The sequence below is a fragment of the Novosphingobium sp. genome, assembly GCF_027486195.1.
GTDB lineage: Bacteria > Pseudomonadota > Alphaproteobacteria > Sphingomonadales > Sphingomonadaceae > Novosphingobium.
The window spans coordinates 1-15,969 of record NZ_JAIXPP010000121.1 but is presented as its reverse complement, the minus strand read 5'-3'; the positions used below and the strand labels follow the sequence as shown (position 1 = coordinate 15,969).

General features: G+C 67.5%; 14 protein-coding genes and 1 tRNA gene. 10 read left to right on the top strand and 5 right to left on the bottom strand.

Features of this window, described 5'->3' with window-relative positions:
- Window positions 1-3 precede the first annotated feature (3 nt).
- The 10 genes from ftsZ to Q0071_RS20490 all read left to right on the top strand — a co-directional run bounded on the left by ftsZ (window position 4) and on the right by Q0071_RS20490 (window position 11,296).
- Window positions 4-1,479 carry a cell division protein FtsZ gene (ftsZ, locus tag Q0071_RS20535; protein WP_298174141.1) on the top strand — a complete coding sequence of 492 codons (1,476 nt, stop codon included), beginning with the start codon at window positions 4-6 and terminating at the stop codon, window positions 1,477-1,479.
- A gap of 143 nt (window positions 1,480-1,622) precedes the next feature.
- Window positions 1,623-4,046 carry an SPOR domain-containing protein gene (locus Q0071_RS20530; RefSeq protein ID WP_298174139.1) on the top strand — a complete coding sequence of 808 codons (2,424 nt, stop codon included), beginning with the start codon at window positions 1,623-1,625 and terminating at the stop codon, window positions 4,044-4,046.
- A gap of 152 nt (window positions 4,047-4,198) precedes the next feature.
- On the top strand, window positions 4,199-4,702 hold the full coding sequence (locus Q0071_RS20525) for a YbjN domain-containing protein (protein ID WP_298174137.1): 504 nt from the start codon (window positions 4,199-4,201) through the stop codon (window positions 4,700-4,702).
- Window positions 4,703-4,774: 72 nt separating this feature from the next.
- A complete protein-coding gene (gene proC, locus Q0071_RS20520) occupies window positions 4,775-5,575 on the top strand; it encodes a pyrroline-5-carboxylate reductase (protein ID WP_298174135.1) in 801 nt (266 codons plus the stop codon).
- Window positions 5,576-5,754: 179 nt separating this feature from the next.
- Window positions 5,755-6,498, top strand: a complete 744-nt coding sequence (locus Q0071_RS20515) for a Bax inhibitor-1/YccA family protein (RefSeq protein ID WP_298174133.1) — start codon at window positions 5,755-5,757, stop codon at window positions 6,496-6,498.
- A 117-nt stretch (window positions 6,499-6,615) separates the two neighbouring features.
- Window positions 6,616-7,410 carry a hypothetical protein gene (locus Q0071_RS20510; protein WP_298174132.1) on the top strand — a complete coding sequence of 265 codons (795 nt, stop codon included), beginning with the start codon at window positions 6,616-6,618 and terminating at the stop codon, window positions 7,408-7,410.
- 272 nt (window positions 7,411-7,682) lie between these two features.
- Window positions 7,683-7,758, top strand: a tRNA-Ala gene (locus Q0071_RS20505).
- A gap of 217 nt (window positions 7,759-7,975) precedes the next feature.
- Window positions 7,976-9,031 (top strand): GTPase ObgE, encoded by a 1,056-nt coding sequence (gene obgE, locus Q0071_RS20500; RefSeq protein WP_298174130.1) that lies wholly within the window; start codon window positions 7,976-7,978, stop codon window positions 9,029-9,031.
- A 178-nt stretch (window positions 9,032-9,209) separates the two neighbouring features.
- Window positions 9,210-10,355, top strand: coding sequence for a glutamate 5-kinase (proB, locus tag Q0071_RS20495; protein WP_298174128.1), 1,146 nt, complete (start codon window positions 9,210-9,212; stop codon window positions 10,353-10,355).
- Window positions 10,352-11,296 carry an SDR family oxidoreductase gene (locus Q0071_RS20490; RefSeq protein ID WP_298174126.1) on the top strand — a complete coding sequence of 315 codons (945 nt, stop codon included), beginning with the start codon at window positions 10,352-10,354 and terminating at the stop codon, window positions 11,294-11,296. Before proB ends, Q0071_RS20490 begins: the two co-directional genes overlap by 4 nt.
- Here the strand turns inward: Q0071_RS20490 and Q0071_RS20485 are convergent.
- The 5 genes from Q0071_RS20485 to Q0071_RS20465 all read right to left on the bottom strand — a co-directional run.
- Window positions 11,289-12,644, bottom strand: coding sequence for an AarF/ABC1/UbiB kinase family protein (locus tag Q0071_RS20485; protein ID WP_298174124.1), 1,356 nt, complete (start codon window positions 12,642-12,644; stop codon window positions 11,289-11,291). The two genes, Q0071_RS20490 and Q0071_RS20485, sit on opposite strands and share 8 nt — an antisense overlap.
- On the bottom strand, window positions 12,641-12,991 hold the full coding sequence (locus Q0071_RS20480; RefSeq protein WP_298174122.1) for a thiol-disulfide oxidoreductase DCC family protein: 351 nt from the start codon (window positions 12,989-12,991) through the stop codon (window positions 12,641-12,643). Before Q0071_RS20480 ends, Q0071_RS20485 begins: the two co-directional genes overlap by 4 nt.
- A 249-nt stretch (window positions 12,992-13,240) precedes the next feature.
- Window positions 13,241-14,047, bottom strand: coding sequence for a phosphoadenylyl-sulfate reductase (locus Q0071_RS20475; protein ID WP_298174120.1), 807 nt, complete (start codon window positions 14,045-14,047; stop codon window positions 13,241-13,243).
- On the bottom strand, window positions 14,037-14,468 hold the full coding sequence (locus tag Q0071_RS20470) for a DUF934 domain-containing protein (protein ID WP_298174118.1): 432 nt from the start codon (window positions 14,466-14,468) through the stop codon (window positions 14,037-14,039). Before Q0071_RS20470 ends, Q0071_RS20475 begins: the two co-directional genes overlap by 11 nt.
- Window positions 14,461-15,969: nitrite/sulfite reductase (locus tag Q0071_RS20465; protein WP_298174116.1), on the bottom strand; the 1,509-nt coding region annotated here is incomplete at its 5' end. The genes Q0071_RS20470 and Q0071_RS20465, both read right to left, overlap by 8 nt.

The following is a 15,969-nucleotide window of genomic DNA, read 5'->3' as shown; positions in this document are numbered from 1 at the left end:
GCTATGAGCATCAACATCGGACCGCCGGCCATCGACGAACTGCGGCCGCGCATCACCGTCATCGGCGTGGGCGGGGCGGGCGGCAACGCCATCGCCAACATGATCAACGCGAAGATCGAAGGCGTCGATTTCGTCGTCGTCAACACGGACGCGCAGGCGCTCAACAATTCGATCGCGGACAACCGCATCCAGCTCGGTCCGGACATGACGCAAGGCCTCGGCGCCGGCGCCCGTCCCGAAGTTGGCCGCGCTGCCGCTGAAGAGACGATCGAGGACATCGAACGCGCGCTTGAAGGCGTGCACATGTGCTTCATCGCCGCAGGCATGGGCGGCGGCACCGGCACCGGCGCTGCGCCCGTGATCGCCGAAGCCGCGCGCCGCAAGGGCGTGCTGACGGTTGGTGTCGTCACGAAGCCGTTCCTGTTCGAAGGCACGCGCCGCATGCGCGCCGCCGAATCCGGCATTGCGGAGCTGCAGAAGCACGTCGATACGCTGATCGTCATTCCGAACCAGAACCTGTTCCTCGTCGCCAAGGCGGAGACCACGTTCAAGGAAGCCTTCCAGCTGGCTGACGAAGTGCTCCAGCAGGGCGTCCGCTCGATCACCGATCTCATGGTCATGCCCGGCCTCATCAACCTCGACTTTGCCGACGTGCGTTCGGTCATGGGCGAGATGGGCAAGGCGATGATGGGCACCGGCGAGGGCGAAGGCCCGAACCGTGCGCTCGAAGCGGCGGAACGCGCGATTGCCAACCCGCTGCTCGATGGCGTTTCGATGCAGGGCGCCAAGGGCGTGATCATCTCGATCATCGGTGGCGACGACATGAAGCTGCTCGAAGTGGACGAGGCCGCAAACCATATTCGCGAGCTGGTCGATCCCAACGCGAACATCATCTGGGGCTCGGCGTTCAACCCGCACCTCGATGGCAAGATCCGCGTCTCGGTGGTCGCCACCGGTATCGAGCAGAGCGCCGAGATGGCCGAATCCGCCGCGCGTCCAGCCACGACTGGCGGGCTGCGCGGTCCGGCGTTCCCGGGTGGAATGGCCCGTCCCGCCGCACCCGAACCGGCGCCCGAGCCGGTTGCCGCCGCGCCGCAGCCGTTCGCACCGCCGCCCAGCTTTGCCCCGCCCGAACCGGCCGCAAGCGAGCCGGAACCCGCAGGTGCCGCGCCTGCCGAGGAACCGCTCGATCTGACGCTCGACTTGTCCGATGCCCAGGAAACCGCGCCGCCTGCCGCAGGAGCCGGTGAGCTCGAACTCGGGCTCGGTGATGCGGAGCCTGTTCCGCCGCGCTTCGGCCGTGCGCAGCCCGATCCTTCGGGCGATGCGCCGCCGCGCAGCGCGCCGGGCAGCACGCTGTTTGAACGGATGGCCAATCTCTCACGCGGTGGGGGCCGCGTGGGCGAAGAAGATGCTGATGGCGAAGATGGCAGCGCGCTCAATATCCCGCGCTTCCTCGGCCGTCAGAACAACCAGTAAAGCCGCACGGTTCGGCGCAAGGGATTTGGCATGTGCGGTGCGGTGGCTAGGGGGTGGCCAGCGCACCGCGAGCCGCCCCACTTTGTTGCCATTGTCGCCGGCTCAGCTTTGCGTGTCCCCCAAGCCGCGATAAGGTCGGCCCCATGATCCGACGCTTCTTCCGCTCCGGGCTCCGGCACCGTGTTTTGCCCGTCCGCTTCGGGCTGTTTCTTGGCACGGCCCTCGCACTCGCCCAGCCTGCCTGGGCGCAGCAGCGGGCCGGGGCTGTCGATGATGATGCGGTCGAGCCGGTCCCCAGCACGTCGGTCCCGGTCGTCCAGCCGATCACGCCAAGCCCGACGCGCATGCTCAATGCCGCGCTGGCCCGGCTTGCGCGCGATCCGCGCGATATCAGTGCGCTGCTCGATGCCGGAGGCGCTGCGCTCGATCTGGGCGATACCGATGCAGCGATCGGCTTCCTTACCCGCGCCGAACAGGTGGCGCCCGGTACCGCCGGAGTGCGGGCGCGGATGGGCATTGCGATGCTGCGCTCGAACCAGCCGTTCGAGGCGATCCGCTGGTTCGATCTGGCCGAGCAGGCCGGCTTCAACCGCGCCGAAATGGCCCCCGATCGCGGGCTTGCCTACGATCTCATCGGCGACAATGCGGCGGCCCAGCGCGAGTACCAGCTGGCCCTTTCCGCTGGCCGGAATGACGAGACGAGCCGCCGCTACGCGCTGAGCCTCGTCATTGCCGGCGACCGGCGCGGTGCCGAGCTCATCATCCAGCCCATGCTCGAGCGGCAGGATCGCGGCGCCTGGCGCGTGCGCACCTTCATCATGGCCATCGCCGGGCAGAGCGAGGAAGCCGAAGGCATCGCCCGCGCGACGATGCCAGCCGATCTTGCCGCAGCGATCTCGCCCTATCTGCGCTACATGCCGCGCCTCACGCCCGCACAGCAGGCTGCCGCCGCCAATCTTGGCCGCTTCCCGCGCGCGGCGGATATTGGCCGCGATGATCCGCAGGTCGTGCAGTATGCGCTGGCCCACCCGCGTGCGCCGCGCGTCGATGCCGCGCTCGTGCCGCAGGGTGAAGCCCTGGGTGCGCGCGGACGTGACGATCGTTCGAAGCGCCGCCGTCCGGGCAAGGAAGACCGTCGCGAGACGGTGCTCGCCGCCGCCACGCCCGCGCCAGCGTCCACGTCCACGCCTGCACTGATTCCGCCACCGCCGCCGGCACCGACAGTACCTGCGGTCACCGCGCCATGGGGCCTCCAGCCGGGCACCCGCACCGCCGCAGCGCAGCAGCCGCAGTCCTCGCCCCAAAGCCTCACGGCCCCGACCCAGACAGCACCGGCCCGCCCGACTGTCCTGTCGAAGCTCGATGTGCCGCCGGGCACGCCGCTGGCCCCCCCACCGGCGCCGCGCCCGGTCACTTCCACGTCCATCCCTGCGCCCACGCCAACGCCGAGCCTTGCATTAGCCCCGGCTCCTGCGCCGACGTCCGCATCGGCCATCACGCCGCCCGCTGCGGCAGCGCAAGTCACCAAGCCGGCCACGCCCACCCCGGTTCCTGCACCGGTTCAGGTGGCAACGGCCGCGCCTGCGACGACGTCTTCGGCACCGACTCAGGCCCCGTCCCTGGCTCCGTCCTCGGCAACGCCCCCGCCACCTGGGCCGCAATTCGCGCTGCTGTCATCTCCGCCCGCCGCCTCCGCACCCGCAGCGGTCCCGCCCGCTTCGACTACGCTGGATCCGCTGCCGCAGCCCACGCCGCCCCCTCCGCCGGCAGCCGCGACCGCAACCGCACCCGCCGATTTCCGCACCATGTTCGATGGCTTCAAGCCACCCGAGCAGGAAGCCTCCGCCAAAACCGAGGCGGTCGATCTCGCGCGGATCGAAGCGCTGCGCGAATCGGCCAAGGCGGCTTCGGCCAAATCGAAGGAACGCGGCGCGAAGGATCGCAACACCAGGGATCGGGGCGAGCGCCCGGATGGCCCGACCGCGGTTTCGCGCACCAGTGATCAGGATGCGCCCGAAGCCGCCGTTACCCGTGGCGGCAAGGACAAGGCTGAAAAGGGCCAGACCGGCAAGGAAACGGCGGCCAAGTCGGCGAAGGACAAGCTCGCACTCAACACCGATTGCCTCGATACCCCAGCCAAGGGCAAGACGGGCAAGGGCAAGGGCGCACCGGCAAAGGGCAGAGCCGCCGCAAGGTCGTCCGCCAAAACGAAGGGCAAGCGGGCCGCAGAGGCCCAGTGCCCGCCCGAGAACGACAAGGCGCAGAAGGGCAAGAACGGCAAGGCCGAGCCCGCGCACGCCAGCCGGATCTGGGTCCAGGTGCTCACCGGCTCGAACCGCACCGCCATGGGCAAGGAGTGGCAGCGCCTTGTCAGCGCGTCCGCCGCGCTCAGGGGCCGCAAGCCCTCGATCACGCCGTGGCGCAGCAATTATCGTTTGCTCACAGGGCCTTTCGCGAGCGACGCGGAAGCGCTGGCCTTCGTCGACAGGCTGCGCAAGGACGGCGTCGGCAGCTTCGAGTGGACGAGCCCGGCCGGTCAGGCGGTCGACAGCCTTGGCGTGAAGTAGCAGCTGTGGGGGAGCGGGGCTCCACCGCTTCTCCACAGCTTATGAACAGACTAGTCGAGTTTTGCCCAGCCCCGGACGGGGCCCCGATTGCCGCCACGAGCCCTCTCCGCGATGGCTCGCAAGGGCCCAGTCCGGGACCCGAGGAACACCCGATGCGCACCGGCCATGAAGACAGCGAACGCGAAGATGCGGCGCCCGTCGATATGCTCGCCTCGCTGTTCGAGGCGCGCGGCTGGCCGTGCGAGTTCGTTTCCGAAGACGAGATTCACGGCGAAATCCAGGGCAGCTGGGCGAGCTATCAGCTGCGCTGCATCTGGCGCAGCGAGGACCACGTCCTCCAGATTCTCTGCCTGCCCGATATCCGCGTCCCCGAAGACAAGCGCAGCGCAATGTTCGAGATCATGGCGCTCATCAACGAGCAGGTGTGGCTCGGCCACTTCGATATCTGGTCGAACGGCTCGGTCCTGCTCTATCGCCACGGGCTGATGCTGGGCGATGATGGCCTCCTCAGCCTCGTCCAGGCGCAGACCGCGATCGAGGCTGCGGTCGATGAGTGCGACCGGTTCTATCCCGCGTTCCAGTTCCTGCTCTGGGGCGACAAGTCTCCCTCTGATGCGCTCGCCAGCGCGCTGATTGACGCTGCGGGCGAAGCCTGACACCCCTCCCGCTTGCGGGAGGGGTTGGGGGAGGGCATGTGCAATGCCTAACTTTTCAAGCGAGAGCCCAACGTGACCTTCTCCCTTCTCCAGTTCGGCTGCGGCAACATGGGCGGCGCGATGCTCGCCGGCTGGCTCGCTGCCGGGTTCGATCCGGCCGCCTTCACCGTGGTCGATCCGCTGCTGGCAGAAGCGCCCACCGGCGTGCGGCTGCTGCGCGAAGCGCCGGAGGGCGCGGAGCCCGCCGATGTAGTGCTGCTCGGCTTCAAGCCGCAGCAGTTCGCCGCCTCTGCCGCCGCGATTGCGCCACATGTGGGGGAGGGCACGTTGCTGCTCTCGATCCTCGCCGGGGTTGATTGCGGCACCCTGCGCGCCGCGTTCCCGCAGGCCGCTGCGATCGTGCGCGTGATGCCCAACCTCGCCGCCGCGATCGGCAAGTCGCCCATCGCGCTTTACGGTGATGCCGCAGGCGCCTTGCGGGAGCGGACCGAGGCGCTGATGGCCCCGCTCGGCCCCGCCGAATGGCTGGCGGAGGAAAGCGCGATGGATATCGTCACCGCGCTCGCCGGGTCCGGCCCTGCTTTCGTCTACCGCTTCATCGATGCGCTGGGCGAAGCGGCTGCCACGCTTGGTCTGCCGCGCGTGCAGGCCGACCGGCTGGCGCTCGCCATGGTCGAGGGCGCCGCCGCGCTCGCGGCTTCCGCCCCCGTAGCGCCCGGCGAACTGGCCCGCCGCGTCGCCAGCCCCGGTGGCACCACCGAAGCCGGCCTCAGGGTGCTCGATGCCGACCAGCGCCTCGCCGCGCTGATCACCGACACCCTGCGCGCCGCCCGCGATCGCAGCGAAGAGCTTACGGAAGCCGCCAGAAGATAGGGCCGAAAAATAAGGTCGAAAAATAGGGACAGTCCCTATTTTTTCGGATGCGGGCCAAAACCGGAACTTATTACGCTTTGACACACTCTGTTATGACCCTCCTGCTTGAAAAGGCATGGGTTTGGGGCGATATTGGCAGCACTCGGTCCATCCCGGGCCGAAACGGAGTTTGGTACGTCATGGCAAACTGGAATGACCCCCAGCCCTCGGGCTGGAGCCCGGCAGGCTTCGGCGCTGCGGCGGGTCTCGCCGGGCGCGGCGCCGCGTATGATGCGGGTCTGCGCCGCTACATGCTGTCGATCTACAATTACATGGCCTCGGGCGTTCTGCTCTCGGGCGTGGTCGCGCTGCTGTTCGCTACCTCGGGCATGGCGGATGCCGTGTTCGGCACGCCGCTGCGCTGGCTCGTCGCGCTCGCCCCGCTCGCCATCGTCATGGTGATGAGCTTCGGCGCGAACCGCATCTCGACGACCACGATGCAGGGCCTGTTCTGGGCGTTCAGCGTGCTGATGGGCATCTCGCTCTCGGCGATCTTCGCGGTCTATACCGGCCCTTCGATCGCGGCGACGTTCTTCGCCACCGCAGGCGCCTTCGCTGGCCTCAGCCTCTATGGCTACACCACCACGAAGAGCCTGTCCGGCCTCGGCACGTTCCTCATCATGGGTCTCGTCGGCATCCTGATCGCCAGCCTGATCAACATCTTCTTGCAGTCGGCGGGCCTTGCCTGGGGCATCAGCTTCCTCGGCGTCCTGATTTTCGCGGGCCTCACCGCCTACGATACACAGAAGCTCAAGCTGATGTACGATCAGGTCGCGGGCACCGATTTCGCGGGCAAGATGATCGTGCTCGGCGCGCTCACGCTCTACCTCGATTTCGTCAACATGTTCACGTTCCTGCTGCAGTTCATGGGCGATCGCCGCTGATCTGAAGCGTATTGTTTCACATTACCGTGCCCGGCGGGCCATCCGGCTCGCTGGGCATTTTCTTTGCGCGATGGGCCGGTTAAACCGCATAAGTTTTTTCCGGGGGAATCCTCTCGCATGCCACGTACCTCGCGCCCTGCGGCGCCAGCATTCTTCCAGATCGCCCGGTTCCTTCCGGCCGCTGTCCTTGCGGCCGCTTTGGCGAGCTGCGCCGCGCCTGCGCCGCCGCCACCGCCCCCGCCGCCGCCCCCCAAGCCCAAGCCCTATATCCCGCCGCCGCCCAAGCCCGTCCCGCCGTCCGGCGCCAGCGACAATCTCACCATTCCCCCCCTCGATGCCGGCGGCCTGCGCCAGTCGGTGAACCGCAATATCTCGCCCACGCAGATGCTGTGGAACCTGCGCTCGGCCTTCAACGTCGCCGCGCTCAATTGCAGCGATCCGAAGCACGCCGAGATTCTGCCGCGCTACAAGGTCTTCCTCAAGAGCTATAGCACGACGCTGATGGCGACGAACCGCAAGGTCGATGCCGAGTTCAAGGCTCGCTACGGCGCGAAGTTCACCGCCCCGCGCGAGGCTTACATGACCTCGGTGTACAACCACTTCGCGCTGCCGCCGGCCATGCCGGAATTCTGCAATGCGGTGCTGGCAGTCACCGGCGATCTCGCCGAGATCACGCCCGCCGCGCCAAAAGCGGCTCCCCCGAAAAAGGCCGGAGCCAAGGTTGTCGCGGCAAGGACTCCCACTCTGAAGCCGGCCGAACTGGAAGCCTTCGCGCTGCGCAGCCTGCCCAGCATCGAGATCGTTTATGACGATTTTTACCGCCGCTATGAAAAGTACAGGCTCGATCTCGCCGAATGGAACGCCAGGTACGGCCCGCCTGCCGCGCCTGCGGCGACCAGCGGAACGCCCTGAAGGATTTCTCGCTGAGACGCAGAGGAGAACGAAAAGAGGATGTTTGCAGCCCCGGCGCAAGCCGGGAAACGCGGCAACTCATCTTATGGCAAGAGTGGCTGCGCCGCCATCGGGGGCATCTTCGCGGTCTTCTTTTCCTTCCCATCTCTGCGAGAAACCTTCGGAGCCAACGTCGCCCGCATTTTGCACTTGGCAAGCGCCCGCCCGCTGGGCTAATGGCCGCGCTCCCGGCGGGAGGGCTTCGCGCCCGAATGCCGGAGGATACTGGGAACGGGGCCGTAGCTCAGATGGGAGAGCGCGTCGTTCGCAATGACGAGGTCAGGGGTTCGATCCCCCTCGGCTCCACCAGTATGCCGTAAATTGGCCCTGAGCGGCCTGCGAACGGCACCTTTCTGCGCTTCCGGTGCTCACGGCCATTAAGGCCGCTGCGCGCCGGTTCTCGGAAGCGAAGCTGAACTTGTTCAAAGGCACCATTCTCGGCTCGGTCTGAGCCCAATTTCCGACATACTGGTCTTCACCGCCAGCGGGTCGGGACAAATCGTCCTCTTTCCGTTAGTATTGTCCCATGCATTTTCTCGACCAGGCCAAGATCTTCATTCGCTCCGGCGCGGGCGGTCCCGGTGCGGTCAGCTTCCGGCGCGAGAAGTATGTCGAATATGGCGGCCCCGATGGCGGCAATGGCGGCAAGGGCGGGGATATCATCTTCGAGGCGATCAGCGGCCTCAACACCCTGATCGACTTTCGCTATACCCAGCATTTCAAGGCCCCGCGCGGCGGCGGCGGCGCGGGCAAGAACCGCACCGGCGCGGGCGGCGAGGATCTTGTCGTCAAGGTCCCCGTCGGCACGCAGGTGATCGACGAGGACGGCGAGACGGTGCTGCTCGATCTCACCGAGCCGGGCATGCGCGCCGTCCTGCTGCGCGGCGGCGATGGCGGGCGCGGCAACCTCTCCTTCAAGTCCTCCACCAACCGCGCCCCGCGCCAGGTCGGCCCCGGCTGGCCCGGGCAGGAAATGTACGTCTGGCTGCGGCTGAAGCTGCTCGCCGATGCGGGCCTTGTCGGCCTGCCCAATGCCGGCAAGTCCACCTTCATCAACCAGATCACCAACACCAAGGCCAAGGTGGGTGACTACGCTTTCACCACCTTGCGCCCGCAACTCGGCGTGGTGCGCCATCGCAACCGCGAATTCGTGCTGGCCGATATTCCCGGCCTCATCGCTGGCGCTGCCGAAGGGGCCGGGGTGGGCGACCGCTTCCTCGGCCACATCGAACGCTGCCGCGTGCTGATCCACTTGATCGATATCAACGGCACCGATCCCGCCGAGGCGCTGCGCATCGTCGAGGAAGAGCTCGAAGCCTATGGCGGCGGTCTTGAAGACAAGCCGCGCCTCATCGCGCTCAACAAGATCGACACCGTCGATGCAGAACTCGTCAAGGCCTTCCGCGCCGAACTCCGCGCCGCCGGGGCAAAGCGCGTGTTCCCGATCTCGGGCGCGACCGGCAAGGGCATGAACGCCCTGCTCGACGCCGTCCTCGAGCACCTCCCCGCCGCCACCGCCACTGAACGCCCCGATGGCGAGGTCGAGGACGCCGAAGACCAGAAGCCCTGGTCGCCGATCTGAGCAGTACCGCGGCTCGTCTACGCACGCCCCCCGACACCTCGTCATCCCCGCGCAGGCGGGGATTCAGAGCAACTGGCACTGCCTATGTGGCACTGGATTCCCGCCCTCGCGGGAATGACGAAGCGCAGTAGGGCAACCCCTTCACGCGCCGCCGCATTTCCCCTAAGCGGCGGCCACCATGCCAATTGACTACCTCGCCCAGCTCACTGACGCCGTCGAGACCCCGCGCCTTGTCATCAAGGTCGGCTCGGCGCTGCTTGTCGGCAAGGATGGCGAGCCGCGCCGGGCATGGCTCACGCTGCTGGTGGCGGAAATTGCCGCCGCCCGGGCGCGGGGGCAGGATGTCATCGTCGTGTCCTCGGGCGCGATTGCGCTCGGCGCGCGCAAGCTTGGCCTCTCACGCGGCGGGCGGGGGAGCCTCGCCGATGCGCAGGCCGCCGCCGCCGTCGGTCAGATCGCGCTCGCGGGGCTCTGGGCCGAATTGCTCGCCGCGCATGGCCTGATCGCGGCGCAAGTGCTGCTCACGCTCGAGGATCTCGAAGACCGCCGCCGCTATCTCAACGTCACCGCCACGCTCGGCACGCTGCTCGCATCGGGCGCGGTGCCGGTGATCAACGAGAACGATACCGTCGCCACCGAGGAGATCCGCTTCGGCGACAATGATCGCCTTGCCGCCCGCGTCGGGCAGGCGGCAGGCGCCAGTGCGGTGCTGCTGCTCTCGGATATCGATGGGCTTTACGATCGCGATCCCCGCCTCGAAGGCGCGGTGCGTGTGCCCGTGGTGCGCGGCGTGACGCCTGAAATCCACGCCATGGCGACCGGCGGCTCCTCCTCCGGCCTCGGCTCGGGCGGGATGACCTCGAAGCTGCAGGCCGCCGAGATTGCGGGCCTTGCCGGCATTGCGCTCGCGATCATCGATGGCCGCCCTGATAGCCCCATCGCCGCAGCCCTCGGCGAGGAACGCGGCACCCTGTTTTGTCCGCCCCAACGCTCTGGGCGCAAGGCCCGCGCGCGCAAGGCATGGCTTGGCGGCAAGCTGCGCATGAAGGGCGCGATCACGGTCGATGCGGGCGCCGCTGCGGCCCTCGCGCGTGGTTCCAGCCTGCTTGCCGCCGGAGTGACGGCGGTGGAAGGCGCTTTCCTGCGCGGCGATGCCATTGCCGTTCACGGCCCGGATGGCACGGTATTGGCGCGCGGCCTCAGCGAGTATGACGCGGCGGAATGCGCCGCGCTGATGGGCCATCCTTCGGCGGACCACGAAGCGCTGCTTGGCTACGCCCCGCGCTCGGCGCTGATCCACCGCGATCAACTGGTGATGCTGTGAGCAGCAAGGGCGATCTTGTTGCAGTTACGGGCGCGACCGGATTTGTCGGGCAGGCGGTGCTGCTGTCCGCCGGTCGCCACCACATCGATGTCCGCGCACTCACCCGGCGCAAGCAGCGCCTGCGCGGCGGCGTGGAATGGACCCTCGGCGATCTGGCGGACAAGGATGCGTTGAAGCGCCTGATGGAGGGCGCCAGTGCGGTGATCCACATCGCCGGGGTGGTCAATACGCCCGATCCAGCGGGTTTCGAGGAAGGCAATGTCCAAGGGACGTTGCGCGTGATCGAGGCCGCGCATGAAATGGGCGTGGGGCGGATGATCCACGTCTCCTCGCTCGCCGCGCGCGAACCGCAGCTGTCGATCTACGGCGCTTCCAAGCTGCGCGGCGAACGGCTGGTGCGCGCCTCGGGCCTTGATTGGACGGTGGTGCGCCCGCCCGCCGTGTTCGGCCCGCGCGATACCGAAATGCTCGAGCTGTTCCGCCTCGCGCGCCGCGGCATCGTGCCGCTGCCACCGCCGGGGCGACTTTCGGTGATCCATGTCGCCGATCTTGCCGAACTGCTGCTCGCGCTGCTCCCCAGCAGCGAAGAGGCCACGCACCAGGTGTTCGAGCCCGATGATGGCGAACCCGGCGGCTGGACCCATGTCCGCCTCGCGCAGGCGATCGGCGCGGCGGCCAATGCCGGGACCGGGCGCGAAAAGCCGATCCGCCCGCTGTCACTGTCGCCGCGCATGGTTGGCCTCGCCGCCCGCGCCGACCGCCTGTTTCGCGGCAGCAAGGCCAAGCTGACGCCCGACCGCGCGCGCTACATCTGCCATCCGGACTGGACCGTGGGGGAGGGCGCGCAGCCGCCCCGTAGCCTTTGGCATCCGCGCATCGATACGCGCGAAGGACTGCACGCCACTGCGGCATGGTACCGCGAGGCGGGCTGGCTCAAATAGCCGCTTCGGCCGGCTCCGCAGGCTTCGGCTGCAGCCCGGCCAGCCGCGCCGCGACCATGCCCTGCAGCGGCAGCCGCGCCTTCATCCGCACTGCCAGCAGCGCGGTGCCGCTCACCTTGCGCTGCACGAACAGCGTGTCCATCGGCGGCAGGTGCCAGGTGTCGCGGTCCTGCGCCACCGGCTCGCCGAAATCGCGCAGTTTCGCCACGAAGCTCCGATCGGCAAAATCGAAGATCGCGGCCTTGTTCACATGCTCGAGGATCACCCCGATCACGCCTTCGAAGGCCGAGCCGTGCCGCGCCATCTGCTCTTCGGAAGCAAAGCCCACCTCGCAAATGCGGCGCTTGAGCTCAGCCGGATCGCCATCGAGCCCGGCCTGCATCATCCGCCGATAGGCCGCCTGCGTCTCTTCCGGCACGCCGCGCGCGGCGCCGAAATCGAGCAGCACCACGCGGCCTGTCTCGGGCTGCCAACGGTAGTTGGCGAAGTTGGGGTCGGTCTGCATGAAGCCGAATTCGAACAGCTCGCGCAGCACCAGATCGAGCATGGCGCCCATCACACGGTCGCGCACATCCTGCGGGGCATCGGCCAGGGTATCGATGGGCTTTGCGGCGATGAAGTCCATCGTCAGCACGCTGGGGCCGGTCAGCTCGTCCACCGGCGCAGGGACCACGAACTGCGCCTCGCCCGCCAGCATCGCGCCATAGCGGCGCATCTGTTCGGCCTCGCGCAAGTAGTCCGCTTCCTCGTGGAGCTGCCGCTTCGCCTCGGCCAGCAGCGGCGTGATATCGAGCGACTTGGGCAGCAGGCCGGAAACGCGCAGCAAGGTCGCTACGTTGTCGATATCGGCGTCGATGCTCGCGGCGATCCCCGGATATTGAACCTTCACCGCCACCGTGCGCCCATCGTGCATCACCGCGCGGTGGACCTGCCCGATCGAAGCGGCGGCAATCGGTGTCGCCTCGAAGCGGGCGAAACGCCGCCGCCAGTCCGGCCCCCATGCGGCGGCGAGCACCGTTTGCAGCTGCTTGGGCGGCATGAAGTGCGCCGCATCGCGCAGCCGCGCGAGGATCGCGGTCAGCTCCTGCGGCAGGAGGTCCCCCGCATCGAGCGAGATCATCTGCCCCAGCTTCATCGCCGCGCCGCGCAGCCGCGAAAGCTGCTCGGTCACGCGCGTGGCGTTGGCTGGGGTCAGCAGCAGGTCCGACATGGCCGGCCGCTCGCCGCGCGCAAGGCGCTTGGCCCCTTCGGCGATCACCCCGCCCGCGACGCCGCCCGCCAGCTGGCCGAACGCGGAGAAGCGCGAGAGGCGGCTGGTGGGAACCTTGCGGTAGCGGTCATCACTCATCGTGCGAGCCTTTGCAAAGCGGGGCGGACCCGGAGGAACCTGATGTAAGCCCATTCGAGCCCGCGCAGAACCTGGCGATTGCGGGCCAGCAGCCCCAGCGGCTGCAGCAGCGGAATCGCCCGCCACATCGCCGCGAACGCTGCCGCGCCGCTCAGCAGAACGCCATCCTCGCGCGCATGGAACCGCGCCAGCAACAGCGCCGGATCAATCGGGCAGCTCGCGCCCGGCTCAGCCACATCGACAAAGTCGATCCGCCCCGCACGGTCCAGCCGCCGCATCAGCGCGATCTCGCGCGTGCAGAGCGGGCAAGCGCCGTCAAACCAGACGGTGAGGGGGACAGGGGACATGCCCCGCGCCTAGGCCCTGCTGGCATGCGCGGGCAAGGTGCTCATTGGTGAGGGAAACCGCCCCGTACCCTACCCCCTTCGTCATTGCGCTCCCCGCAATGACGAAGGCTGAATGGATGCCCAACCCCAGACCCACTTCCGCTCATGCTGAGCTTGTCGAAGCATCTGGCGCAACCGCCGCGCCAGCACCCTTCGACAAGCTCAGGGTGAGCGGGGTAGGGGGCTGGGGATGGCGGGTCGTGCAGCTCATCAAAACGCCGGATCATACCCCGGCGGCAGCTCGCCATCGTTTGCGGTGCTGTCCGGCGAACCGGGCACATGGATGCCGCACTCCACCTTGTCCCAGCCCTTCCAGCGGCCCGAACGCGGGTCTTCTCCGGCGGCTACCTTGCTGGTGCAGGGGGCGCAGCCGATCGAGGGATAACCCTGCGCCACCAGCGGATGGCGCGGCAGATCGTGTGCCACCATGTAGGCTTCAAGGTCCTCGGAGGTCCACGAGGCGAGCGGATTGAACTTCAGCCGCCCTTCCGCATCGGTGCGGTCTATCTCGAAGCGGGGGAGGCCGCTGCGCGTGGCGGATTGAAAGCCCTTGCGCCCGCTGATCGAGGCATCGAACGACAGGAGCGCACGGGCCAGCGGCTGCACCTTGCGGATATCGCAGCAGCCATCCGGGTCCCACGACCAGCGCAGACCGTTCTCGTCCTTCTTGCCGACCAGCTCCATGTCCGGCTCGACGATCAGGAGGTTCGTAAGCCCCAGATGGGCCACTAGCGCATCGCGATAGGCAATCGTTTCCGGGAAATGCTTGTGCGTTTCCAGGAAGATTACCGGAATGCTCTTGTCCACCTGAGCGATCAGATGCAGCAGCACCGCGCTTTCCGCGCCGAAGCTGGAGACGACCGCCACATCGCCGATCAGCCGATCCTTTAGGACGCTGCGCAGCATTTCGGGCGTATCCGTGCCGCGAAACAGGTTGTTCAGCCGGATCGCGTCACTTTCAGTGAAGCGCGGCCCGGTCGAAAGCCGGTCGATCTGGCGCGTCTCTTTAGAGGCCATGGCGCTTGGCCCAGATGGGCGAGCGGCCGTCCACCGTCTTCTGATAAACATCGGGCCAGGTTGCGAAGGCCTGCTGCGCGGCTTCGGGCGCAATCGGCTTGGCGGGCGCAAAACCGTCGAACCCGCAGCGCTTCATGTGGCTCAGCTGATCGAGCAGGACGTCGCCCACAGCGCGCAATTCGCCAGTATAACCCGCCTCGCGCAGAATGCGGGCCGAGCTATAGCCGCGCCCGTCGCCATAGGCCGGGAAGCTCACTTCGACGAGCGCGAGGCGCGAAAGATGCGGCACCAGTGCGCGGGCATCCTCGCCCGGCTCGATGCGAACGGCAGCCGCGTTATCGGAAGCGAGAAAGTCCGCGAGCGACAGCACGGGCGCACCGGATGCCGCGTCAACACGCAGGCGCAGCAAAGACTCAACCATAGATCGCCTCCTTGAACGGCGCAGCGCCGATGCGGCGGTAGGTATCGATGAAGCGTTCGCCCTCGGCGCGCGCCTTCAGGTACACGTCGGTCGCGGTCTCGATCGCGTCGACGATCCCGTCCTCGCTGAAGCCGGGGCCGATGATCTGTGCGAGCGAAGTATCCGCCGCTTCCGAACCACCGAACAGCAGCTGGTAGTTTTCGGTGCCCTTCTTGTCGACGCCGAGAATGCCGATGTGGCCCGCATGGTGGTGCCCGCAGGCGTTGATGCAGCCCGAAATCTTGAGCTTGAGCTCGCCCAGCGTCTGCTGCCGCTCCGGTGAGGCAAATCGCGCCGAAATCTTCTGGGCCAGCGGGATCGAGCGCGCATTCGCGAGGCTGCAATAATCGAGGCCCGGGCAGGCAATGATATCGCCGATCAGGTCGAGGTTTGCGGTGGCGAGGCCGGCCGCATCGAGCTTCTGCCACAGCGCGTAGAGGTCGCTCTGCTTCACATGCGGCAGCACGATATTCTGCGTGTGCGTCACGCGCAGCTCGTCGAGGCTGTAGGCCTCCGCGAGCTCGGCCATCAGGCGGATCTGGTCTGCCGTGGCGTCGCCCGGAATCCCGCCCGCAGGCTTGAGGCTGATGACGACCGCCTTGTAGCCCGCCTGCTTGTGCGCGGCGGTGTTCTGATCTGCCCACACGGCAAAGTCCGGATCGCTGCGGTCATAGCCATCGGCCAGCGCGCTCTCGAGGCCGGGATCGGCAAAGAACGCCGCAATCCGCTCGAACTCGGCCTGCGGCGGCTCCAGCCCCAGGGTGAGGATATGCGCGAACTCTTCCTCCACCTGACGGCGGTATTCGTCCGCGCCGATCTCGTGGACGAGGATCTTGATCCGCGCCTTGTACTTGTTGTCGCGCCGGCCGTAGCGGTTGTACACACGAAGGCACGCCTCGGCGTAGCTCACCATCTGCAGCGCAGGCACGAACTCGCGGATCACCGGGGCGATCATCGGCGTGCGGCCCATGCCGCCGCCGACATGGAAGCGCGCGCCGATCTCGCCGGCGTCATTCTTCACGATCTGGATGCCGATATCGTGCAGCCGCATCGCCGCGCGGTCGGTATCGCTCGCGATCACCGCAATCTTGAACTTGCGCGGCAGGTAATCGAACTCCGGATGGAAGCTCGACCACTGGCGCAGCAGCTCGGCATAAGGGCGCGGATCGACCAGTTCATCCGCCGCCGCTCCGGCAAAATGATCCGAGCTGATGTTGCGGATGCAGTTGCCGCTGGTCTGGATCGCATGCATCTCGACGCCCGCGAGATCGGCGAGGATCTGCGGCGTGTCTTCCAGCTTGATCCAGTTGTACTGGATGTTCTGCCGCGTGGTGAAGTGGCCGTAGCCGCGGTCATACTTGTCGGCGATATCGCCCAGCAGCCGCATCTGCCGCCCATTGAGCGTGCCATAGGGAATGGCGACGCGCAGCATATAGGCGTGGAGCTGGAGATAGAGCCCGTT

Bases quoted from the DNA above. Each gene is read 5' to 3' on its own strand.
- Q0071_RS20525 (WP_298174137.1), top strand. From the start codon at position 4,199: ATGCGCACCGGCCATGAAGACAGCGAACGCGAAGATGCGGCGCCCGTC.
- proB (WP_298174128.1), top strand. From the start codon at position 9,210: ATGCCAATTGACTACCTCGCCCAGCTCACTGACGCCGTCGAGACCCCG.
- Q0071_RS20530 (WP_298174139.1), top strand. From the start codon at position 1,623: ATGATCCGACGCTTCTTCCGCTCCGGGCTCCGGCACCGTGTTTTGCCC.
- Q0071_RS20470 (WP_298174118.1), bottom strand. From the start codon at position 14,468: ATGGTTGAGTCTTTGCTGCGCCTGCGTGTTGACGCGGCATCCGGTGCG.
- Q0071_RS20480 (WP_298174122.1), bottom strand. From the start codon at position 12,991: ATGTCCCCTGTCCCCCTCACCGTCTGGTTTGACGGCGCTTGCCCGCTC.
- Q0071_RS20485 (WP_298174124.1), bottom strand. From the start codon at position 12,644: ATGAGTGATGACCGCTACCGCAAGGTTCCCACCAGCCGCCTCTCGCGC.
- Q0071_RS20515 (WP_298174133.1), top strand. From the start codon at position 5,755: ATGGCAAACTGGAATGACCCCCAGCCCTCGGGCTGGAGCCCGGCAGGC.
- Q0071_RS20475 (WP_298174120.1), bottom strand. From the start codon at position 14,047: ATGGCCTCTAAAGAGACGCGCCAGATCGACCGGCTTTCGACCGGGCCG.
- ftsZ (WP_298174141.1), top strand. From the start codon at position 4: ATGAGCATCAACATCGGACCGCCGGCCATCGACGAACTGCGGCCGCGC.
- obgE (WP_298174130.1), top strand. From the start codon at position 7,976: ATGCATTTTCTCGACCAGGCCAAGATCTTCATTCGCTCCGGCGCGGGC.
- Q0071_RS20510 (WP_298174132.1), top strand. From the start codon at position 6,616: ATGCCACGTACCTCGCGCCCTGCGGCGCCAGCATTCTTCCAGATCGCC.